The sequence below is a fragment of the Ornithinimicrobium pekingense DSM 21552 genome (assembly GCF_000421185.1).
Taxonomy (GTDB): Bacteria; Actinomycetota; Actinomycetes; order Actinomycetales; family Dermatophilaceae; genus Ornithinicoccus; species Ornithinicoccus pekingensis.
In genome coordinates this window covers 222,704-244,070 of the sequence record NZ_ATWJ01000009.1, presented here as the reverse complement: position 1 = coordinate 244,070, position 21,367 = coordinate 222,704, and the positions used below count along the sequence as shown (strand labels likewise).

21 protein-coding genes are annotated in these 21,367 nt (G+C 72.1%); 16 read left to right on the top strand and 5 right to left on the bottom strand.

The genetic code is table 11. The features are described from left to right. Window positions 1–40: 40 nt before the first annotated feature. From ctaC to K330_RS0108615, 3 genes are read left to right on the top strand one after another with little or no spacing between them, the layout of a single operon-like run. Window positions 41–940: an aa3-type cytochrome oxidase subunit II gene (ctaC, locus tag K330_RS0108625; protein WP_029202484.1), complete on the top strand. Its 900-nt coding sequence runs from the start codon at window positions 41–43 to the stop codon at window positions 938–940. After that, window positions 940–2,709: an aa3-type cytochrome oxidase subunit I gene (ctaD, locus tag K330_RS20190; RefSeq protein WP_022921430.1), complete on the top strand. Its 1,770-nt coding sequence runs from the start codon at window positions 940–942 to the stop codon at window positions 2,707–2,709. Before ctaC ends, ctaD begins: the two co-directional genes overlap by 1 nt. A gap of 3 nt (window positions 2,710–2,712) precedes the next feature. Then, a complete protein-coding gene (locus tag K330_RS0108615; protein WP_022921429.1) occupies window positions 2,713–3,114 on the top strand; it encodes a cytochrome c oxidase subunit 4 in 402 nt (133 codons plus the stop codon). 267 nt (window positions 3,115–3,381) lie between these two features. Here K330_RS0108615 and trpD read toward each other — a convergent pair whose 3' ends face one another. Continuing rightward, on the bottom strand, window positions 3,382–4,479 hold the full coding sequence (gene trpD / locus K330_RS0108610) for an anthranilate phosphoribosyltransferase (protein ID WP_022921428.1): 1,098 nt from the start codon (window positions 4,477–4,479) through the stop codon (window positions 3,382–3,384). After that, window positions 4,476–4,901, bottom strand: coding sequence for a response regulator transcription factor (locus tag K330_RS0108605; protein WP_022921427.1), 426 nt, complete (start codon window positions 4,899–4,901; stop codon window positions 4,476–4,478). Before K330_RS0108605 ends, trpD begins: the two co-directional genes overlap by 4 nt. Window positions 4,902–5,027: 126 nt before the next feature. Here K330_RS0108605 and ctaE point away from each other — a divergent pair, with 126 nt between their 5' ends. From ctaE to K330_RS0108575, 6 genes are all read left to right on the top strand, one after another. Then, the gene (gene ctaE / locus K330_RS0108600; protein WP_022921426.1) at window positions 5,028–5,681 is read left to right on the top strand and encodes an aa3-type cytochrome oxidase subunit III; all 654 of its coding nucleotides are present in this window, start codon (window positions 5,028–5,030) and stop codon (window positions 5,679–5,681) included. Window positions 5,682–5,758: 77 nt separating this feature from the next. Further along, the gene (gene qcrC, locus K330_RS0108595) at window positions 5,759–6,565 is read left to right on the top strand and encodes a cytochrome bc1 complex diheme cytochrome c subunit (protein ID WP_022921425.1); all 807 of its coding nucleotides are present in this window, start codon (window positions 5,759–5,761) and stop codon (window positions 6,563–6,565) included. Between the two features lies 1 nt (window position 6,566). Beyond that, the gene (qcrA, locus tag K330_RS20185; RefSeq protein ID WP_022921424.1) at window positions 6,567–7,643 is read left to right on the top strand and encodes a cytochrome bc1 complex Rieske iron-sulfur subunit; all 1,077 of its coding nucleotides are present in this window, start codon (window positions 6,567–6,569) and stop codon (window positions 7,641–7,643) included. Continuing rightward, a complete protein-coding gene (gene qcrB / locus K330_RS20180) occupies window positions 7,640–9,472 on the top strand; it encodes a cytochrome bc1 complex cytochrome b subunit (protein ID WP_022921423.1) in 1,833 nt (610 codons plus the stop codon). The genes qcrA and qcrB overlap by 4 nt, the downstream gene beginning before the upstream one ends. Before the next feature lie 142 nt (window positions 9,473–9,614). After that, window positions 9,615–9,956 (top strand): metallopeptidase family protein, encoded by a 342-nt coding sequence (locus K330_RS0108580; protein ID WP_040657968.1) that lies wholly within the window; start codon window positions 9,615–9,617, stop codon window positions 9,954–9,956. A gap of 114 nt (window positions 9,957–10,070) precedes the next feature. Then, the gene (locus K330_RS0108575) at window positions 10,071–10,352 is read left to right on the top strand and encodes an Lrp/AsnC family transcriptional regulator (protein ID WP_022921421.1); all 282 of its coding nucleotides are present in this window, start codon (window positions 10,071–10,073) and stop codon (window positions 10,350–10,352) included. Window positions 10,353–10,418: 66 nt separating this feature from the next. Here the strand turns inward: K330_RS0108575 and K330_RS20175 are convergent, their stop codons facing one another. After that, window positions 10,419–12,170, bottom strand: coding sequence for a DEDD exonuclease domain-containing protein (locus K330_RS20175; RefSeq protein WP_022921420.1), 1,752 nt, complete (start codon window positions 12,168–12,170; stop codon window positions 10,419–10,421). Window positions 12,171–12,269: 99 nt separating this feature from the next. Here K330_RS20175 and K330_RS20170 point away from each other — a divergent pair, with 99 nt between their 5' ends. Continuing rightward, window positions 12,270–12,557, top strand: coding sequence for a hypothetical protein (locus K330_RS20170; RefSeq protein ID WP_022921419.1), 288 nt, complete (start codon window positions 12,270–12,272; stop codon window positions 12,555–12,557). 16 nt (window positions 12,558–12,573) lie between these two features. Here the strand turns inward: K330_RS20170 and K330_RS0108560 are convergent, their stop codons facing one another. Next, entirely contained in the window at window positions 12,574–14,391 is a 1,818-nt protein-coding gene (locus tag K330_RS0108560; RefSeq protein WP_022921418.1) for an AMP-dependent synthetase/ligase, read from the bottom strand. A 153-nt stretch (window positions 14,392–14,544) separates the two neighbouring features. Between K330_RS0108560 and K330_RS0108555 the strand changes: the two genes are divergently transcribed. The 3 genes from K330_RS0108555 to K330_RS0108545 all read left to right on the top strand — a co-directional run bounded on the left by K330_RS0108555 (window position 14,545) and on the right by K330_RS0108545 (window position 17,270). Further along, window positions 14,545–15,507 carry an ROK family glucokinase gene (locus K330_RS0108555; RefSeq protein ID WP_022921417.1) on the top strand — a complete coding sequence of 321 codons (963 nt, stop codon included), beginning with the start codon at window positions 14,545–14,547 and terminating at the stop codon, window positions 15,505–15,507. After that, window positions 15,504–16,478 (top strand): ROK family glucokinase, encoded by a 975-nt coding sequence (locus tag K330_RS0108550; RefSeq protein WP_022921416.1) that lies wholly within the window; start codon window positions 15,504–15,506, stop codon window positions 16,476–16,478. The genes K330_RS0108555 and K330_RS0108550 overlap by 4 nt, the downstream gene beginning before the upstream one ends. Before the next feature lie 87 nt (window positions 16,479–16,565). Next, window positions 16,566–17,270 (top strand): endonuclease/exonuclease/phosphatase family protein, encoded by a 705-nt coding sequence (locus tag K330_RS0108545; RefSeq protein WP_022921415.1) that lies wholly within the window; start codon window positions 16,566–16,568, stop codon window positions 17,268–17,270. Window positions 17,271–17,292: 22 nt separating this feature from the next. Here the strand turns inward: K330_RS0108545 and K330_RS0108540 are convergent, their stop codons facing one another. Further along, complete coding sequence (locus K330_RS0108540; protein WP_022921414.1) at window positions 17,293–17,826, bottom strand: hypothetical protein; 534 nt, start codon at window positions 17,824–17,826, stop codon at window positions 17,293–17,295. Between the two features lie 95 nt (window positions 17,827–17,921). On the opposite strand from K330_RS0108540, the gene K330_RS20165 reads away from it, so the two are divergent. From K330_RS20165 to K330_RS0108525, 3 genes are all read left to right on the top strand, one after another. Then, the gene (locus K330_RS20165) at window positions 17,922–18,860 is read left to right on the top strand and encodes a lysophospholipid acyltransferase family protein (protein WP_022921413.1); all 939 of its coding nucleotides are present in this window, start codon (window positions 17,922–17,924) and stop codon (window positions 18,858–18,860) included. Between the two features lie 68 nt (window positions 18,861–18,928). Next, on the top strand, window positions 18,929–20,302 hold the full coding sequence (locus K330_RS0108530) for a class II 3-deoxy-7-phosphoheptulonate synthase (RefSeq protein WP_022921412.1): 1,374 nt from the start codon (window positions 18,929–18,931) through the stop codon (window positions 20,300–20,302). Then, entirely contained in the window at window positions 20,303–21,367 is a 1,065-nt protein-coding gene (locus tag K330_RS0108525; RefSeq protein ID WP_022921411.1) for a threonine aldolase family protein, read from the top strand.

Here is a 21,367-nt window from a genome sequence, read left to right as displayed (position 1 = left end):
CACCACGTCCTGGTCAGTGTGAGAAGTGTGAGGTGGCCGAGTGCAACGGCATGAGGAGACGAGGTCCCCGCGGACCGTGCGGCGCTGGGGCCTGGCCGCCATCGGAGGCGCTGCGGCGCTGCTGCTCACCGGCTGCGGCGAGGCCGTGCAGCGGGGGTACATGCCCGAGCCCGTCACCGAGGCCGCCTCGGAGGTCGCGTCCTACTGGACCAACCTGTGGATCGTCGCGCTGGTCGTGGGCGTCCTGGTCTGGGGGCTGATCCTCTGGTCGATCTTCGCCTACCGGCGTCGTCACGAGGACGACCTGCCCTCGCAGTTCCGCTACCACGTGCCGATCGAGATCCTCTACACCGTCGTGCCGATCTTCATGGTCGCCGCGATCTTCGGGACCACCGTCGAGGTCCAGAACTCCATGCTGCGCGTCGAGGACGACCCGGACGTCGTCGTCAACGTCGCGGGCAAGAAGTGGAGCTGGGACTTCAACTACGTCAACGAGGACGTCTACATCGCGGGCATCCAGGCCGCCGACCTGCACGAGGGCGAGCCCGGGGTGCCGGAGACGCTGCCGACCTTGGTCCTGCCCGTCGACAGCCGTGTCGAGTTCGTGCTGACCTCCCGCGATGTCATCCACTCGTTCTGGGTCCCGCAGTTCCTGCAGAAGCTGGACATGGTGCCCGGCCGCGTCAACATCTTCCAGGTGACCACCACCGAGGAAGGCACCTTCCAGGGCAAGTGCGCCGAGCTGTGCGGCGCCTACCACGCGCAGATGCTCTTCCAGGTCGAGGTCGTCTCCCAGGAGGACTACGACGCCCACATCGAGGCGCTGCGCGCCTCCGGAAACACCGGCCAGCTGGGCCACGACCTGGACCAGTACCCGCTCCAGGTCGACCAGGAGCCGCGGCTGCCTGACACGCTCGGACGCCCAGAAGGGGACAACTGATGGCGACCATCACCTCACCTCCCAGGCAGGACACCAGCCCCAAGCCGCCGGCGGAGCCCAGCGCCTGGATCCGCAAGACGGTGGCGATCCTGACCACCACCGACCACAAGGTCATCGGCAACCTCTACTTCGTCACCACGATGGCCTGGTTCATCGTCGGTGGCCTGATGGCGCTGATCATCCGCGCCGAGCTGTTCACGCCCGGCCTGCAGGTCGTGACCAACCCTGACCAGTTCAACCAGCTGTTCACGATGCACGGCACGATCATGCTGCTGATGTTCGCGACGCCGCTGTTCGCCGCGTTCGCCAACGCGCTGGTGCCGCTGCAGATCGGTGCGCCGGACGTCGCCTTCCCGCGGCTGAACATGCTGGCCTACTGGATGTACTTCTTCGGCAGCCTCGTCGCGGTCGGCGGCTTCCTGACCCCCAGCGGCGCCGCCTCGTTCGGCTGGTTCGCCTACCAGCCGCTGGCCGGCCCGACGCACAGCCCCGGCCTGGGCGGTGACCTGTGGGTCCTCGGCCTGGCGGTGACCGGCTTCGGCACGATCTTCGGTGCCGTCAACTTCATCACCACCATCGTGTGCATGCGCGCGCCGGGCATGACGATGTTCCGGATGCCCATCTTCACCTGGAACATCCTGGTCACCTCGATCTTGGTGCTCATGGTGTTCCCGGTCCTGGCCGCCGCCTTCTTCGGCATGGCCGTCGACCGCATCTTCGGCTGGCACATCTACGACCCCGCGCACGGTGGCGCCATGCTCTGGCAGCACCTGTTCTGGTTCTTCGGCCATCCCGAGGTCTACATCATCGCGCTGCCGTTCTTCGGCATCATCACCGAGATCATCCCGGTGTTCTCCCGCAAGCCGCTGTTCGGCTACAAGACCCTCGTCTTCGCCACGCTGGCCATCGCCGCGCTGTCGATGTCGGTGTGGGCGCACCACATGTACGCCACCGGCGCGGTGCTGCTGGAGTTCTTCGCGATCATGACGATGCTCATCGCGGTGCCGACCGGCCTGAAGTTCTTCAACTGGATCGGCACCATGTGGCGCGGGTCGGTCAAGCTCGACACCCCGATGCTGTGGGCGATCGGCTTCCTGGTCACCTTCCTCTTCGGCGGCTTGACCGGCGTCATCCTGGCCAGCCCGGCCCTGGACTTCCACGTCACCGACTCCTACTTCGTCGTGGCGCACTTCCACTACGTGGTCTTCGGCACCGTCGTCTTCGCGATGTTCGCCGGCTTCTACTTCTGGTGGCCCAAGTTCACCGGGCACATGCTCGACGAGACCTGGGGCAAGGTGCACTTCTGGCTGCTCTTCCTCGGCTTCCACGGCACCTTCCTCATCCAGCACTGGCTGGGTGTGGTGGGCATGCCGCGCCGCTACGCCGACTACATGCCGGAGGACGGCTTCACCTGGATGAACCAGGTGTCGACGGTCTCCTCCTTCGTCCTGGCGATCTCGATGCTGCCGTTCTTCTACGCGGTGTGGAAGAGCTACCAGACCCCGCGCGTCACGGTCGACGACCCGTGGGGCTGGGGCGGCTCGCTGGAGTGGGCGACGTCGTGCCCGCCCCCGCGGCACAACTTCGAGACCCTGCCCCGGATCCGGTCCGAGCGTCCCGCCTTCGACCTGCACCACCCCGAGGTCGGCACGCTGGAGTCGCCAGAGCCTGACAAGTCCATCGCCGAGGAGCTGCTCGGCGGCCCCGACACCGACCCCGCCGGCCGGGTCGGGACCGAGACCGGTGGCTACACCGGGAAGGAGAGCTGACCGGTGCGCAACGAGACCAAGGTCTTCCTCGTCCTCGTCCCCTTCTTCCTCATCGTCGCGACCATCTACGCGCTGTGGACCGACTGGAGCGAGTGGGTCGGCATCGTCGCCCTCTACCTCACCTCCATCATGGTGGGGTTCGTCGCCTGGTTCTTCTGGCTCTCGGGCAAGACTGTCGACGCCCGCCCCGAGGACGACCTCGAGGGTGAGATCAGCGACCAGAGCGGTGACTACGGCCACTTCGCCCCCTACTCCTGGTGGCCGCTGTGGCTGGGCCTGTCCCTGACCACGGCCGTCCTGGGCGTCGGCGTCGGCTGGTGGCTGTTCGTCATCGCCGTCCCGTTCGTGGCGATCTCCACCATCGGCTGGACGTTCGAGTACTTCCGCGGGGAGCGCGCCGTCTGACGACGCCCCGCACGACGAAGGCCCCCGGGTTCGCCCCGGGGGCCTTCGTCGTCCCGCTCGTGGTTCGGGGGATGACGCTCCAGGGTGGGTCCGGTCGGCCTACGGCTGGGCTGGCCGTGCGCGGCACGCCTATGGCCGCGGGCGTAGCGATCCCGTGCGGGGGAAGCTTCCCCCGCACGAGAAGCTGACGCCCGCGCGGGACACGGTCCCCGGCGCGGGCGGCCCGGTCGCGGGGGCAGGCCCAAGGGGTATGCGGTGCCGCCGGCCTCAGGCGGGCTCGCGGGTGGCGGCCACCCACCGGTCGACGACGCGCTGCGCGGCGCCCTCGTCGATGGCGGCGGCGGCGCGCCGCATACCGGCGGAGACGCGCTCGTGCAGCTCGGCCTGCGAGCGCGGGTGGCCCGCGCCCTCACCGGCCTCCAGCAGCGCCAGGGCGGTGCCGGCGTTGAGCAGGACCGCGTCGCGGACCGCGCCGGGAGCACCGGCGAAGAGCTCGCGGGCGACTTGGGCGTTGTGCTCGGCGTCGGCGCCGCGCAGGGCGTCGACCGGGTGCAGGGGCACGCCCAGGCGGCCCGGGTCGAGGACCCACTCCTGGACGGCGGCGTCCTCGTCGACCCACCACATCCGGGTCGTGGTCGCAGGGGTGACCTCGTCGAGGCCGTCGTCCCCGCGGAAGACGACCGCCTGTGTCCCGCGCCCGGAGAAGACGCCCGCGATGAGCGGTGCCATCCGAGCGTCTGCCGAGCCGACGACGGCATACCGAGGCTGGGCCGGGTTGGTCAGCGGGCCGAGGAAGTTGAACGCGGTGGCGATCCCCATGTCGCGGCGCACCACGGCCGCGTGGCGCATCGAGGGGTGGAAGACGTTGGCGAAGGCGAAGGTGATGCCGACCTCGGTGGCGAGGGCCGCGACCCGGTCGGGGGAGAGGTCGAGCCGCACGCCGAGAGCCTCCAGCATGTCGGCCGAGCCGGAGCGGCTGGAGGAGGCGCGGTTGCCGTGCTTGACGACGACGGCACCCGCGGCGGCCATGACGACCGCGGACATCGAGGAGATGTTGACGGTCATGGCGCGGTCGCCGCCGGTGCCGACGATGTCGATCGTGGGGCCGTCGACCTCGAACCGGTTCGCGTGCTGCAGCATCATGCTCGCCAGCCCCGTCATCTCCTCCACGGTCTCGCCCTTGCTGCGCAGGGCGGTGAGGAAGGCGGCGAGCTGGGCGGGGGTGGCCTCACCCGACATGACCCGGTCCATCGCCCAGGCCGTCCGTGCTGCAGTCAGGTCCTCCCCGCGCACGAGCGCGGAGAGGAGGTCGGGCCAGGTGGTGCCGGCGTCATCGCCGGGGTGTCGGAGCGCCGGGACGCTCACCGGCGGGCGAGGTCGGCGACCGCGGCCGACAGGCGGGCGGGGTCGAGCGGGCGGGGGACGGAGAGGTCGGCCAGGGACCAGGTGGCCAGCCAGCCGTCCACCGGGCGCCCGGTCAGGACGATGATCGGCGGGCACTGGAAGATCTCGTTCTTGAGCTGGCGCGAGACGCCCATGCCGCCGTAGGGCTGGGACTCACCGTCGAGGACGAGCACGTCGTAGCCGCCGCCCTTGGCCTCGGCCACCGCGATCTCGGGGGTCGCGACCTCCATCCACCGCTCCACCACGACGTCGTCCGCGGGGTGGTCGCCCACGCCCAGGCGCACCGCGTCACGGACGGCCCGGTCGTTGCTGTAGAGCAGCACCGAGATCGCGCGGGCGTCGGTGGAGGTGGCCTGCTGGTCGGCGGCGGAGTTCGCGGTCATGCCGACGATGGTAGCGAGCCAGGGGCTGCGGCCACGACCACGGGTGGCGGCGCGCGCACGGGGGGTGGCGCATTGACGAACCGCGTGGGCCATAATGACCGGGTGGCGACGACACCTGCAGCAACCATGACCGACGCGGATCGGTTCCACGCGACGATGCACGGGCCGGCGACCCGGCCCAACATGACCGCGGTCGGGACGATGGTCTGGCTCTCCAGCGAGATCATGTTCTTCGCCGGCCTCTTCGCGATGTACTTCACCATCCGCTCGGTGTCGCCGGACATGTGGGCGGAGCGCACCGAGTTCCTCGACGTGCGCTTCGCGCTGATCAACACCACGATCCTGGTGATCTCCTCGGTGTGGTGCCAGTTCGGTGTCTGGAAGGCCGAGCGTGGCATCCCGCACCGCACGGGCAGCCTGCTCCACATCGGCAACCCGCTGGGCAGCACCGGCTGGGGCATGCGCGAGTGGTACGTCCTCACCTACATCTTCGGGGCGGTCTTCATCGCGGGCCAGGTCTGGGAGTACGCCACGCTCACCAGCGAAGGGGTCACGCCGACCGCCGACCCCTACGGGTCGGTCTTCTACATCACCACGGGCTTCCACGGTCTCCACGTCACGGGCGGCCTGCTGGCCTTCCTGCTCATCGTCGGCCGCAGCTACACCGCCAGGCGCTACACCCACGCGCAGGCGACGGGGGCGGTCGTCACCTCCTACTACTGGCACTTCGTGGACGTGGTGTGGATCGCGTTGTTCTTCGTGATCTACGTCCTCCAGTGACCGCGATGCCGGCATCCTGCGCAGCGGCCGACGACGGCCACCACGACAGCCCTGATCACCCCCGGAAGGACCGCCGAGTGACCTCCCTCGCCGCACTGCGACGCAGCCCGATCGCGCTGCTGGTCGTGCTTCTCCTGGGCCTGACCTTCACCGGCACGGCCTACGCCGCACTCCAGCCCACCGCCCCCACCACCGACGTGGCGGCCGCCGCGACGCAGGCCGAGGACGTCGAGGAGGGGCGCAAGCTCTTCCTGGCCAACTGCGCGACCTGCCACGGCACCAACGCCGAGGGGGTCGACGAGGTCGGTCCCTCCCTGCACGGTGTCGGCGCCGCCTCGGTCCACTTCCAGGTGGCCACCGGGCGTATGCCGCTTCCCGCCCCGGACGTGCAGGCCAGCCGCAACGAGGACCAGGTGAAGTTCTCCGAGCGCGAGATCGAGCAGATGGCGGCCTACGTCGCCTCCCTGGCGCCCGGCCCGGAGCGCCCCGACGCGCAGTACCTCGACCTCGAGGGCGCCGACATCGCCGCCGGCGGCGCCGCGTACCGCACCAACTGCGCGATGTGCCACAACTCCTCGGGCAGCGGCGGCGCGCTGACCCGCGGCAAGTTCGCCCCCACCCTCATGGGCGTGGACGAGGAGCACATCTACGAGGCGATGCTGACCGGCCCGCAGGCGATGCCGGTCTTCAACGACCAGAACCTCACGCCGCAGGAGAAGGAGAACATCATCGCGTTCCTGAAGTTCATCGAGGAGGGTGGCAACGCGCACGGCGGAGCCGGCATCGGCAACGTCGGCCCGGCCGGTGACGCCCTCTTCATCTGGACCATCGGGATCGGCACCATGATCGCCCTGGCGGTCTGGATCGGACGGAAGGCAGCCTGAGGTGAGCACGCACGACAACACGCCGGCCGTCGTGGACCAGACCACGCACGACCGCTTCCCGAACCCGGGCATGCCGCCCCACCGCCCGCGCCGCGCGGACGTGGACGAGCGGGCCTCCCGCCGGGCCGCCCTCCAGGTGGTCATCTTCTTCACCCTCTCGGCGCTGGGCTCCATCGCCTTCCTGGTGGCCTACTACGTCATCGACCCCGAGCTCAAGGGCACGATCATCGGCATCGGGGAGATCAACCTCTTCCACGCCGCCCTCGGGGTCACCATGGCGATGTCCCTGCTGGGCATCGGTCTGGGCGCGGTCCACTGGGCCAAGACCCTGATGCCCGACGAGGAGGTCGCCGAGGACCGGCACCCGCCGGCCGCCTCCGACGAGGACAAGGCCGCCGTCGCCCAGCAGCTCTCCCACGGCTGGCGCAGCTCCCAGCTCAACCGCCGTACGGCCATCCTCGGCTCCGCCGGCGGTGCGCTGGGCCTGTTCGCGCTGCCGCTCATCGTGCCGGTGGCCGCCGGCCTGGGCCCGCGGCCCCGCGGCGAGCTGTACCGGACGCACTGGCAGGACGGCCTGCGGTTGATGATCGACCCCTCCGGGGCGCCGATCCGGGCCGCCGACGTGACCCAGGGCTCGGTCTTCCACGTCATGCCGGAGGGCTGGGTGGGGCACCAGGCCTTCGAGGAGCACGGCGCGGAGGAGGCGATGATCTCCAAGAGCAAGGACCAGGTCATCCTGGTCCGGCTCGACCCCTCGATCATCAAGAGCCAGAAGCAGCGCGACTGGGGCGTCGACGGCATCGTCGCCTACTCCAAGGTGTGCACGCACGTGGGCTGCCCGGTGGCGCTGTACGAGCAGAACACCCACCACCTGCTCTGCCCGTGCCACCAGTCGACCTTCGACATGACCGATGACTGCAAGGTCATCTTCGGTCCGGCCAAGCGGCCCCTGCCGCAGCTGCCGATCACGGTCGACGACGAGGGCTACCTCGTCGCGGCCGACGACTTCCGCGAGCCGGTCGGCCCGAGCTTCTTCGAGCGCGAGCGTCCCGGCCTCCTGATGGGAGATGACGCATGAGCACCACCCGCCACGTGCCGCAGGGCGCCGACGGCGTGCGCACCGACGGTCCGGTGGTCGACGAGGCCCCTCCGCCGGCCTACTCGCCCGACCAGGCCTCACGCGACGCGAAGTTCCCCGGGGTGCTGGGACCGGTCGACGAGCGCACCGGCCTGGTCAAGGCCATGCGCTTCGGCCTGGGCAAGGTCTTCCCCGACCACTGGAGCTTTCTGCTCGGCGAGATCGCCATGTACTCCATGGTCATCTGCCTCATCACGGGCACCTTCCTGACCTTCTGGTTCGTCCCGAGCATGGGCCACATCACCTACGACGGCTCCTACGTGCCGCTCAAGGGCGTGGGGATGTCGGAGGCCTACGCCTCCACGCTGGACATCAGCTTCGAGGTCAAGGGCGGGCTGCTGATGCGTCAGCTGCACCACTGGGCCGCGCTGTTCTTCATCGTCGGCCTGGCGCTGCACGCCGCCCGCGTGTTCTTCACCGGCGCGTTCCGCAAGCCGCGCGAGCTCAACTGGGTCATCGGCGTCGTCCTGGCGCTGCTGGCGATCATCGAGGGCTTCGCCGGCTACTCCCTGCCGGACGACCTGCTCTCGGGCACGGGCATCCGGGCGATGAACGGCTTCATGATGTCGGCGCCGGTGATCGGCACCTGGATGACCTTCTTCATCTTCGGCGGCGAGTTCCCCGGTGAGGCGATCATCCCCCGCCTCTTCATCGCGCACGTGCTGCTCCTGCCGGCCATCCTCGTGGGCCTGTTCGTGGCGCACATCAGCCTGGTCGTGATCCACAAGCACACCCAGTTCCCCGGGCCGGGGCGCACCGACGGCAACGTCGTCGGCTTCCCGGTGATGCCGGTGTATGCCGCCAAGGCCGGCGGGTTCTTCTTCGTCGTCTTCGGTGTCACCGCCCTGGTGTCCGCGCTCGTCCAGATCAACCCGGTCTGGGTGTTCGGCCCCTACGACCCCTCGCAGGTCACGGCGGGCTCGCAGCCGGACTTCTACATGTGGTTCTCCGACGGCGCGCTGCGTCTGCTGCCGGGCTTCCTGGAGTTCACGCTCTTCGACACCGTGTGGAGCATGAACATCTTCCTGGGGTCGCTCCTGCTGCTCCCGCTGGTGTTCATCATCATGGGCGTCTACCCCTTCATCGAGGCGTGGGTGACCGGCGACCGCCGCGAGCACCACCTGCTGCAGCGTCCGCGCAACGCCCCGGTGCGCACCGCGATCGGCCTGGCGGCGATCTCGATGTACCTGGTGCTGTCGCTGGCCACGATCAACGACATCCTGGCGATCAAGCTGCAGCTGTCGATCAACGACATCACGATCATTCTCCGGACGGCCTTCTTCGTCCTGCCGGTGATCGTCTTCTTCGTGGTCAAGCGGCTGTGCCTGTCGCTGCAGCGCCACGACCGCGAGAAGGTGCTGCACGGTCGGGAGACCGGTCGCATCGTGCGGACCCCGGAGGGTCGCTTCTTCGAGGTGCACGAGCCGCTGGACGAGTACGAGCGCTGGCACCTGGTCAACCACGAGACGCCCACGCCGCTCGCCCTCACGGACGGCGCGGAGCGGGACGTCCACGGGGTGCGCCGTCCGGCCGCCCTGGCCGGCGGCCTGCGTCGCAGCCTGTCGAACTTCTTCTACAAGGACTCGATCCCGGCCGTCACCCCCGCCGAGCTCGCCGCGGCCCACCACCACGGTGAGCACGAGGCGCTGGACACCCCCGGCGCGGCCGCCGCCATCGGCCAGCACGGCGAGGCGGTCTCCGACATCCCCGGCGCCCCGGTCTCGGGCCACGTCGAGGACGAGAACGTCGGAGCGGTCCGCGATTCCTGACGTGCACGACGACGAGCGCCCCGTCCCTCACCAGGGGGACGGGGCGCCGTCGTCCGCCGGCCCTGCCGAGACCGGCGGGGACGACGACCACCGGCACGGGCAGCCGCTGCCGGACGCGGCGGGCGGGCATCCTCCGCTGGAGATGTCGCGCGAGGACTTCGAGATCGCGGTCGGGGACGCCCTCGACCTCGTGCCCGTGGCGCTGATGGACCAGCTCGACAACGTGGTCTTCCTCGTCGAGGACGAGCCGCCGCCGGAGGACCCCGAGCTGCTCGGCGTCTACGACGGCGTCCCGCTGACCGAGCGCGACCTGACCTGGGGCGGCCACCTGCCCGACCGGATCACGATCTTCCGCGGGCCGCTGGTGCGCATGTGCGAGGACCGGGACGACCTGCTCGACGAGATCGCGGTGACGGTGGTGCACGAGATCGCTCACCACTTCGGCATCGACGACGACACCCTGCACGACCTCGGCTGGGGCTGACCACCCGCACCGAGGACGCGGTGCGCACGCCATCTGACCGACCGAGGACGTGGCGCGCACGCCATCTCACCGACCGAGGACGTGGCGCGTCAGCGGCGGCGATAGAGTGGCGCCGTGATCTCAGCCATCGTCTTGATCAAGGTCGAAGTAGCACGCATCCCGGAGGCGGCGCAGCAGATCGCCGAGATCGAGGGCATCCGCGAGGTCTACTCCGTGACCGGTGAGATCGACCTCGTCGCGGTGGCGCGCGTGAGCCGGCACGAGGACTTCCACGACGTCATCGCCGACCGGCTCAACAAGGTGCCCGGAGTGCTGGAGACCAACACCCACATCGCCTTTCGCACCTACTCCGACGAGGACCTCGAGGCCGGCTTCGACCTCGGTCTCGGCGGCTGACGACCCGGACCGGGGTCCTGGGGCGGCCACGCGCCCACAGCCACGCCGCCCTGGGCCGGGCTTTGCTCAGGGCACCCCGGCCGGCACGGCGCCCGCGGGTCGGTCCCAGGCCCGGTGGTTGGGGTCGAGGTGGTCGATGCCGGACCAGGTGCTCGCCTGCGGCTCCAGCTCGGCCCTGCTGGCCCCGGCGCCGTCGACCGGGCAGGTCCACGACCCGTCCAGGTCGACGAGCCTGACCCCGGGTGTCTCGAGCCAGCGCAGCACCAGCTCGGTCTCCTCGGCCAGGGCCGCGCCCGGCTCGACGACCTCGGCCGTCTCGCGCAGCGCGGCGATGTAGGGCAGTGGGTCGGCCCGGTGCGGGGTGACGGTCGTGCCCGCCAGCCGCCCGTAGCGCACGCAGACGACCTCCCAGCCTCCGGCGTCCCTGCGCCGGGCGGCGACCAGCTCGGCGGCCGCGGTGAGCGGCCTCAGCCGCTGCGCGCGGGCGGCGGCCCGCACGAGGGCCATCATCCGGTCACGCAGGGTGCCGGCCTCCTCGAACCGTTCCTGGGCCGCCAGCGCGTCCAGACGTGAGCGCAGGGTGGACATCACCTCCCGGGAGCTCCCGCTGAGCGCCTCGACCGCCTGCTCGGCGACAGCGGCGTAGTCCTCGACCGACTGCCGGCCGATGCAGGGGCCGCCGCAGCGTCCCAGGTCGAAGAGCATGCAGGCGGAGTCGCGGGTGGCGCGCAGCGGCAGCCGCCCGGTGCACTGCCGCAGGGGCACCACCTCGTGCAGCGCCGTGACGGCGGCCTCGGCCGTCCGTCGGCTCGCGAAAGGTCCGGCGTAGTGCGCCCGGTCGCCGCCCACGCTGCGCACGACCGACAGCCGTGGGAACGGCTCGTCGGTGAGCTTGACCCAGACCGCCTTCTCGGGGTGGCGCGAGCGCCGGTTGTAGCGCGGCTTGTGCTCGGCGATCAGCCGCAGCTCGCGGACCGACGCCTCGAGCGGGGTGGCGCACACGATCGGGGTGATCGACTCGGCCAGGCCCACCATCTCGGCCATCCGGCGGCGGGTCTCGGAGGCGGTGAAGTAGGTGCGCGTCCGACGCCGCAGGTCGGTGGCGGTGCCGACGTAGAGCGGCTCACCCCGGCCGTCCTTGAAGACGTAGACCCCGGGCGCCGCCGGCATGGCGTCGGCCAGGAAGCGCTTGCGCCGCTGGGCGGTGCTGACGCGGGCGCTGTAGGACTGCAGCTCCTCCAGCGTGTGCACGCCGAGATTGCCGACCCGCTCCATCAGCCCGTGCAGCACGTCGACGGTCGCGCGGGCGTCGTGCAGCGCCCGGTGGTCGGGTGTGGTGGCCGCCCCGAAGAGCCTGGCCAGGCTGGACAGCTTGTGGTTGGGTGCCTCGTCCTTGTGCACCAGCTGGCGCGCCAGCCGCACGGTGTCGATCACGGCGAAACCTGGCCACGGGCGCCCGGTCTCGGCCGCCGCCGCCTTGAGGAAGGAGACGTCGAAGCCGGCGTTGTGGGCCACGAGCACCGACCCGGCGGCGAACTCCAGGAACTGCGGCAGCACGGTGCGGATGCCCGGCGCGTCGGCCACCATCGCGTTGGTGATGCCGGTCAGCACGCTGATGAAGGGCGGGATCGGGCTGGTGGGCCGCACCAGGGTCTGGAACTCGCCGAGCACCTGCCCACCGCGCACCTTGACCGCGCCGAACTCGGTGATCTGCGAGCCGGACGGCGAACCGCCGGTGGTCTCCAGGTCGACGACGACGAAGGTGACGTCGGCCAGGGCGAGCCCCAGGTCGTCGAACGTCTCCTGCACCATCTGCATGCCGACGAAGGTAGATGCGGCCACCGACAGACCGTCGCAGGCGGGCCGACGGGTCTGTCGGAGGCTCGCCCTAGCGTCGTCGGCAAGGAGGTGGACCACATGACCACGACCACCATCGACTGCCAGACCTGCCCGGTGCGGGGCCGTCACTGCGGCGACTGCTTCGTCCCCGTCCTCGGCCGACTCTGGCTGGAGGACCCCGCGCCGCGCCCCGAGCGCTCCGCACCCGGGGAGGAGGAGAGCCGGACCGTCCTCGCCGGGGCCCCGCTCGACTCCGACGAGCTCGCCGCGGTCAGCGCGTTCGTGCGCGCCGGCCTCGTCGACCCGGAGGAGGCGTCCACGGCGCGGGCCCGGCTCACGACCACGGGCCGCTACGCCGCGGGCTAGGAGGGCGGCGCCGGCGTCAGCGGCCCCGTCCCGTGCCGGCGTTGCCGTAGAGCGCCTCGATCTCCTCCTGGAGCAGATCGGTGATGCGCCCGCGCTTGAGCTTCATCGAGGGGGTGAGCAGCCCGTTGTCCGTGGTGAAGTCCTCGGGCAGGATGACGAACTTGCGGATCGACTCCGCCCGGCTCACCGAGGTGTTCGCCTCGTCCACGGCCTTCTGCACCTCGGCGCGGACGAGGTCGTGGGTGCGCGCCTGCTCCATGCTGATGCCGTCCAGCCCGTTGGCCTCGGCCCACACGGGCAGCATCTCCTCGTCGAGGGTCACCAGGGCGCCCACGAACGGCCGCCCGTCGCCGACGACCATGCACTGGGAGATGAGCGGGAAGGCCCGCAGCCGGTCCTCGAGCGGCCCGGGCGAGACGTTCTTGCCCCCCGCGGTCACGAGGAGCTCCTTCTTGCGGCCCGTGACCCGCAGGAAGCCGTCCTGGTCCAGCTCGCCGAGGTCGCCCGTGGCGAACCAGCCCTCCTGCAGCGCCTCGGCGGTCGCCTCGGGGTTGCCGTGGTAGCCCCGGAAGACGTTGACCCCCGAGATGAGGATCTCCCCGTCCTCCGCGACGCGGACCCCGACGCCCGGCAGCGGGCGGCCCACCGTGCCGATGCGGATCATGTCGGGGGTGTTGACCGTGGCCGGTGCCGTCGTCTCCGTCAGCCCGTAGCCCTCCAGGACCACCAGGCCGATCCCGCGGTAGAAGTGGCCGAGGCGCTCGCCCAGCGCGGCCCCGCCCGAGATGGCGTAGGCGACCCGCCCACCCATGGCGGCCCGCAGCTTGCCGAAGACCAGCCGGTCGGCCACCAGGTGCTGGCTGCGCAGGAGCACACCGGGGCCTCCGTCGTCGAGCGCGCGGCTCCAGTCCTGGGCGACGCGGGCGGCCCACCGGAAGACGCGCCCGCGCCCGCCGTTCTCGGCCTTCTGCTCGGCGGAGTTGTAGATCTTCTCGAAGACCCGGGGCACCGACAGCAGGAAGGTGGGCCGGAAGGCCTCCAGGTCGGCCAGCACGGTCCGGGGGTCGGGGGTGTGCCCGATCCGCGCGCCGGCGTGCAGGCACACCACCTGGATGAAGCGGGCGAAGACGTGCGCCAGCGGCAGGAAGAGCAGCGTCGAGGCGCCCTCGGCCCGGACCACCACCGAGAGCCGCTCGGCGGCGTTCTCGGACAGCGCCATGAAGTTGTCGTGGGTCAGCTCGCAGCCCTTGGGGCTGCCCGTCGTGCCGGAGGTGTAGATGATCGTCGCGAGGTCGTCCCGGCCCACGCCCGCGCGCCGCCGCTCGACCTCGGCGTCCGGCACCTCCCGGCCCGCGGCGACGAGCTCGTCGAGCCCGCCCGCCTCGACGCACCACAGGTCACGCAGCTGCGGCAGCTCGTCGCGCACCGCCGCGACGGTGGCCATCATCGAGGAGTCCTCGACGATCATCGCCACCGCCGCGCTGTCGCGCCCGATCCAGGACACCTGGTCCCGCGAGCTGGTCTCGTAGACGGGCACGGGCACGGCGCCGATGCTCCACAGCGCCAGGTCGGCCAGCAGCCACTCGTACCGGGTACGGCACATGATGCAGACGCGGTCGCGCACCTCGATCCCGGCGGCGATCAGGCCCTTGGCCAGAGCGTCCACGTCGGTCCGCAGCTGCCCGGCGGTCACGTCCTCCCACCCCGAGCCGTCAGCACCCTGCCGTCCGACCAGCACCCGTCCGGGTTCGCGCTCGGCCCACCCCACGACGTAGTCGGAGATGCTCGTGGCCGACGGCGACGAGATGAGCGGCGGGACGGTGACATCCGTCACGGGGCCTCCTGGGGGCGGCACGGGCGGTCAGGCGGGCTCAACCATACCTGCGAGGGGTCGCCGCGCCCGAGGGTCGTTAGGCTGGCGGCGCAGGGTGGTGGCCCACCCCATACCCTGACCGAGGCAGACCACCAGCCCGTCCGAGGAGGACCCGTGACCACGTGCGTCGGAGTGGACATCGGCGGCACCAAGATCGCCGCCAGCGTCGTGGACGGGCGCGGCACCGTACTGCGGCGCGCCCGGCGCGAGACCCCGGCGCAGGACCCCGACCAGATCGCCCGGGCCGTCGCGGAGGTCGTGGGCGAGCTCGTCGGCGCCGTCGGCGACGGGGAGGGCGTCGCCGCCGTGGGCGTGGCGTGCGCCGGGCTGATCGACCGGGCGGGGGAGACCGTGGTCTTCGCCCCCAACCTCGCCTGGCGCGACGAGCCGCTCAAGGCCCGCCTCGAGAGCCTGGTGGGGCTGCCCATCGTGCTGGAGAACGACGCCAACGCCGCCGCCTGGGGGGAGTTCCGGTTCGGTGCGGCGCGCGACGTCGACGACATGGTCCTCATCACCCTGGGCACGGGGGTCGGCGGGGGCATCATCGACGACAGCCAGCTGCTGCGCGGCGCCCACGGGATGGGCGCCGAGGTGGGCCACCTGCGGGTGGTGCCGGACGGGCACCGGTGCGGCTGCGGCAACAAGGGCTGCTGGGAGATGTACGCCTCCGGCTCGGCGCTCGTGCGGGAGGCACGGGCCCTCGTGGCCGGTGGCAGCCCGCACGCCGGCGCGCTGGCCGACCGCTGCGGCGGGGACCCCGGACGGCTCGACGGCCGGATGGTCACCGAGGTCGCCGGCACCGGCGACCCGGCCGCCACCGAGCTCCTGGAGGACATCGGCCGGTGGGTGGGGGAGGGCTGCGCCAGTCTGGCGGCCGTCCTCGACCCCGCGCTGTTCGTCATCGGCGGAGGGGTCAGCGCCGCGGGCGACCTCGTGCTGAGCCCCGCGCGCTCGGCCTTCGCCCGTCACCTCACCGGCCGGGGGCACCGCGAGACCACCCCGATGACCCTGGCCCTGCTGGGCAACGACGCCGGGATGATCGGCGCCGCGGACCTGGCCGCCCGCGCCCACGGATGAGCGCGGGCGCGCTCTCGGTCGGCGTCGACGTCGGCGGGACCCGGATCAAGGCCGGGCTCGTCGACGACCGCGGCCGGGTCGTGCACGCCACCCGCCACGACACCCCCGACCGCACCACGCTGCCCCGGGTCGTCGAGGACGCCGTCGTCGGCGCCGTCACCGAGCTGATGGCCCGCCCGGAGGCGCAGGAGCGGGGCGTCGTGGGCGTCGGCATCGGTGCCGCCGGCTTCGTCGCCGCGGACCGAGGCACCGTCGTCTTCGCCCCGCACCTGTCGTGGCGGGACGAGCCGCTGCAGGAGAAGGTCAGCGCCCGTCTGGGTGTGCACGTGGTCGTCGACAACGACGCCAACGCGGCCGCCTGGGCCGAGCACCGCTTCGGCGCCGCGCGCGGCGAGTCGCACCTGCTCCTGGTCACCCTCGGCACCGGGATCGGTGGGGCGGTTCTGGTCGACGGCGAGCTGCAGCGGGGGCGCCACGGGCTGGCCGGGGAGTTCGGGCACATGACGGTGGTGCCCGAGGGGCGCCGGTGCGAGTGCGGCAACCGCGGGTGCTGGGAGCAGTACGCCTCCGGTGCGGTCCTGCGGCGCGACGCCCTGGAGCTGCTCGACGCCGGCAGCACCTTCGCCACGGCCCTCCTGCGCCGGTGCGACGGACGTCCAGAGCTCATCGAGGGCGAGGACGTCACCCGGGCGGCGCGGGAGGGCGACCCGGTCGCCGTCGAGCTGGTCGCGGAGGTCGGCCGGTGGCTCGGGGTCGGCCTGGCCAACCTGGTCGCGGCGCTCGACCCCGGCACCGTCGTCGTCGGGGGCGGCGCCAGCGAGGCGGGTGACCTGCTGCTCGCGCCCGCCCGTGAGGCGCTGGCCCGGCACCTGGCCGGTCGCGGTCACCGCCCCGTCCCGCAGGTGCGTGCCGCGGCCCTCGGCGTGGGCGCCGGCCTCGTCGGCGCCGCCGACCTCGCCCGGCGAGGCTGACCGCGCCCGGGGAGGCTGACCGAGCGGGCCGGCGCAACCGCGCAGGGCATGTGCGGACCCGCACCCCAGGTGCGCGAGGATGTGCCCATGCCGCACACCCCTGACCCCTCCAGCCTGCGCGTCGCGACCTACAACCTGCGCGGGCTCAAGGACGACGCGCACGCCGCGGCCGCGGTCGTGCGGGCCATCGCCCCCGACGTGCTGCTGCTGCAGGAGGTCCCGCGCTACCCGGGCTCGGACTACGCCATCTCCGCCTTCGCCCGACAGGCCGGGATGCTCTGGTCCGGCCGGACCCGCCTGGTCAGCGGTACCAGCCTGATGACCAGCCTGCGGGTGCTCGCCAGCGACTCCCAGGACCGCAGGCTGCGCGTCGGTCTGCGGGAGAACCCCCGCAGCTACACCGTCGCCCGCGTCTCCGCCCCCGGGCGCCCGACCGTCACGGTCGTCTCCGTCCACCTGCCGCTCAAGGGGGAGCAGCGCGTCGACCACGTCGGCACGGTCCTGCGCGAGCTGTCCGAGGACCTCGGGCTGCCCACCGGGGCGCCCCTGGTCATCGGCGGGGACCTCAACGAGGACAGCGCCGGCCCGGCGTGGGGCCTCGTGGCCGCCGAGCTCGCCGAGGTCTCCGACGACCGGCCCTCCTTCCCGGCGGCCAGCCCGCAGCGGCGCATCGACGCGGTCTTCGCGCGGGGGCACCAGGAGGCGGTGCCCGGAGATCCCGCGCTGCTGGAGGGTATGGAGCTCGCGGCGGCCAGCGACCACGTGCCGGTCTGGGTGGACCTCGTCTTCTGACCGGGCGGGCGCCCGGGCCCGGTCAGACCCGCGCGCCCCAGTCGTCGTCCCGGCGGTGGCGGGGCTGACGCAGCACGAGCAGGACGAACCCCGCGATGGTCAGGGCCGCCCCCACGAACGTCCACGCCCGGTCCAGGACCGGCACGATCGCGGACAGGAACACCAGCAGCGGGCCGACGACGAGCCCGGTCAGGATGGCCCAGAAGTGGAGGTCGCCGGCGGGCAGCGGGTCGGGCCGGGGCGGGACGAAGTGGTCGTCCTCCTCGGGCGGCTCGTAGGAGCGGTGGTCGGTGGCCATCCCGTGCGGGGTGCCCGCACCGAGGTGGCTCGGCCACGGGTTGGGCGCCGGTCCTGCCGGGGTGCCGGTCGAGGTGGGGTCCGGGGGCGCTGCCGTGTCCTCCGGGGCGGACCCGTCGGGGACCGCGGTCCCGGTCGGCGTCTCCTCGCCCTCCGCGGCCCCGGCGGGGGGAGGGGCCTCGAGGCCGGCGACGATCTCGCGGAAGCGCCGGTCGACGTCGTCCCGGTCGTCCGGCTGGTGCGGTCCGCGGTCGGTCATGCGCCCTTCACCTCCACATCGCCATCCTCGCACGCGTCCGGGCGGTAGAGTCGGCGCGACCGTCTGCACGACCCCCGGCGAGAGGAGCACGACCGGTGATCTACTGGATCCTCAAGCACCTCGTCGTCGGCCCGCCGGTGCGCCTGGCCTTCCGCCCCTGGATCGAGGGCAAGGAGCACGTCCCCGACCACGGTGCGGCGATCCTGGCCAGCAACCACCTGTCCTTCTCCGACTCCGTCTTCCTGCCGCTCATGGTCGACCGGCGCATCACCTTCCCGGCCAAGATGGAGTACTTCACCGGCACCGGGGTCAAGGGCTGGGCGACCCGGACCTTCATGACCGTCACCGGTCAGATCCCGATCGACCGCTCCGGCGGCAAGGCGTCCCTGGCGGCGCTCGAGCAGGGCCTGGAGGTGCTGCGTCGCGGCGAGCTCTTCGGCATCTACCCCGAGGGGACGCGCTCCCCGGACGGCCGCCTCTACCGCGGCAAGACCGGGATGGCCCGCCTCGCGGTCGCCGCCGACGTGCCGATCGTCCCCTGCGCGATGATCGACACGGACAAGGCCCAGCCCACCGGCCAGACGATCCCCAACATCGTGCAGGTCGGGGTCCGGATCGGACGGCCGATCCACCACCCGGAGTACGCCGGGCAGACCGAGAACCACCAGGCGCTGCGGGAGATCACCGACGAGGTCATGCGCGAGCTGCAGCGGCTCTCCGGCCAGGAGTACGTCGACGAGTACGCCGCGACCGTCAAGAAGCGGCTCGCGGACCGGGCCCGGACCGGCCTGGAGCACGCCCGCGAGGGTCTCGAGCACGCCCGCGAAGGGCTCGACCACGCCCGGGCCGGGCTGAGCGAGGCTGCCGAACGGGCCCGGGCGGGCATCGCCGACGCGACCGACAAGGCGCGCGAGAACCTCGCGGCCCGGCAGAAGGAGCGGCAGGACGAGGAGAGCCCCGACGTCGAGGGGACCCCCGGCACCGCGCAGACCCAGGACGGCGAGGAGACCGGGGGCCGCGCTCCCGGCGCGTGACCGCATACCCGTCAGGTCTGAGCCCTCACCTGACGCTGCGTCAGAGGCAGCACCCACCGGCTCCTATCATGGTGCGGGTGAGCACCGACATCGCCGGCACGCCCGTCGGCAGCACCCCGTCCATCGACTGGCCCGACCTGCCGGCCCGGCAGCAGCCCTCCTGGGACCCTGCCGAGCTCGCGCAGGTGCTGGCGGTGCTCTCCACCTATCCGCCCCTGGTCTTCGCCGGTGAGGCCGACCTGCTGCGCCAGCGCATGGCCGAGGTGAGCGCGGGGCGCGCCTTCACGCTGCAGGGCGGCGACTGCGCCGAGACCCTCGCCGACGTCACGGGCCCCAACATCCGCGACCGCATCAAGACGATCCTGCAGATGGCGGTCGTGCTGACCTACGGCGCCGGCATGCCGATCGTCAAGGTCGGGCGGATGGCCGGCCAGTTCGCCAAGCCGCGCAGCAGCGACTCCGAGACCCGCGACGGGGTGACCCTGCCCGCCTACCGCGGCGACATGGTCAACGGGTTCGAGTTCACCGAGGCCTCCCGCCGCCACGACCCGGACCGGCTCCTGCGCGCCTACCACGCCAGCTCGGCCACCCTCAACCTCGTCCGCGGCTTCACCAGCGGCGGCTTCGCCGACCTGCGCAGCGTGCACGCCTGGAACAAGGGCTTCATCCAGGGACCCGCGCAGGCCCGCTACGAGCAGATGGCCCACCAGATCGACCGCGCCGTGCGCTTCCTGGAGGCCTCCGGCGTGGCCGAGGCCGAGGAGATGCGCCGGGTGGAGTTCTACTCCGCGCACGAGGCGCTCGTGCTCGACTACGAGCGCCCGATGGTGCGCCGTGACCACCGCACCGGCCTGCTCTACGACACCTCCAGCCACTTCGTCTGGGTGGGGGAGCGCACCCGCGACCTGGACGGCGCGCACATCGACTTCGTCTCGCGCATCCGCAACCCCGTCGGCGTCAAGCTCGGCCCGTCCGCCGACCGAGACACGGTGCTGCGGCTCATGGACAAGGTCGACCCCGAGCGCGAGCCCGGTCGGCTGACGTTCATCACCCGGATGGGTGCGGGGACCGTGCGGGACGTCCTGCCGGCGCTGCTGACCTCCCTCGGGGAGGAGGCGCACCGCGTCAGCTGGGTGTGCGACCCGATGCACGGCAACACCTTCACCTCGCCCAGCGGGCACAAGACCCGTCGCTTCGAGGACGTCGTGGACGAGGTGCGCGGCTTCTTCGCCTCCCACGCAGAGGCGGGCACGCACCCGGGCGGCATCCACGTGGAGCTGACCGGCAACGACGTCACCGAGTGCGTCGGAGGCGTCAACCCGGTGGACCTGGACGACCTGGGGCTGCGCTACGAGACGCTGTGCGACCCCCGGCTCAACCACCAGCAGAGCCTGGAGCTGGCGTTCGTCGTGGCCGAGATGCTGGAGAAGGGGGTCCGCTAGATGACCGTGGCTCCCGAGGTCGTCGCCGACCTGCGTTCCGACACCCTCACCCGCCCCACGGCCGCCATGCGACAGGCGATGGTCGACGCCGCGGTCGGGGACGACGTCTACGGCGAGGACCCGACCGTCGCCGAGCTGGAGCGGCGGGTGGCCGGGCTGCTGGGGCACGAGGCGGCGCTGTTCATGCCCACCGGTTCGATGGCCAACCAGGTGGGGCTGCGCCTGCACGCCGGCCCCGGCCAGGAGGTCATCACCGACTCCCTGGCGCACGTGCTGCGCGCCGAGCTGGGTGCAGCCGCCGCCTACTCCGGCATCACCACCCGCAGCTGGGTCGCCGAGCGCGGGCTGCTGGAGGTTGACACCGCCCTGGAGATGATGGTCGCCGACGGCGGTCCCTACCAGGTCAGCACCGCCTGCGTCGTGGTCGAGAACACCCACAACTTCGGCGGCGGCACCGTCCAGCCCCTCGAGGAGATGCGGCGGCTGCGCGAGCGGACCGCGGCGGCCGGCGTCGGGGTCCACCTCGACGGCGCCCGGCTGTGGAACGCCCACGTCGCCGCCGGTGTCGCGCTGGCCGACTACGGCGCCTGCGCCGACACCGTCTCGGTGTGCCTGAGCAAGGGCCTCGGGGCGCCTGTGGGGTCGGTGCTGGCCGCCTCGCGGGAGCACATCGCCCAGGCCCGGGTATGGCGCAAGCGCCTGGGTGGCGGGATGCGCCAGGTCGGCATCCTGGCCGCTGCCGGGCTGCACGCGCTCGACCACCACGTGGAGCGGTTGGCCGACGACCACGCCCGTGCGCGCCGGACCGCCGAAGCCCTGGCGCAGGCCGCGGCGGGTGTCGTCGAGCCCGCCGCCGTGCACACCAACATCCTCGTGCTCGACGTGTCCGCCGCCGGGTGGACCGGGCCGGACTTCGTGCAGGCGGCCGCGGAGCGCGGCGTGCTGGGCTACCCCACCGACCCTCGCCGCGCCCGTTTCGTGTGGCACCTGGACGTCGACGACGAGATGACCGACCGGGCGACCGACCGGCTCAGCGACCTGCTGGCCCGACGAACCGGGAGGTAG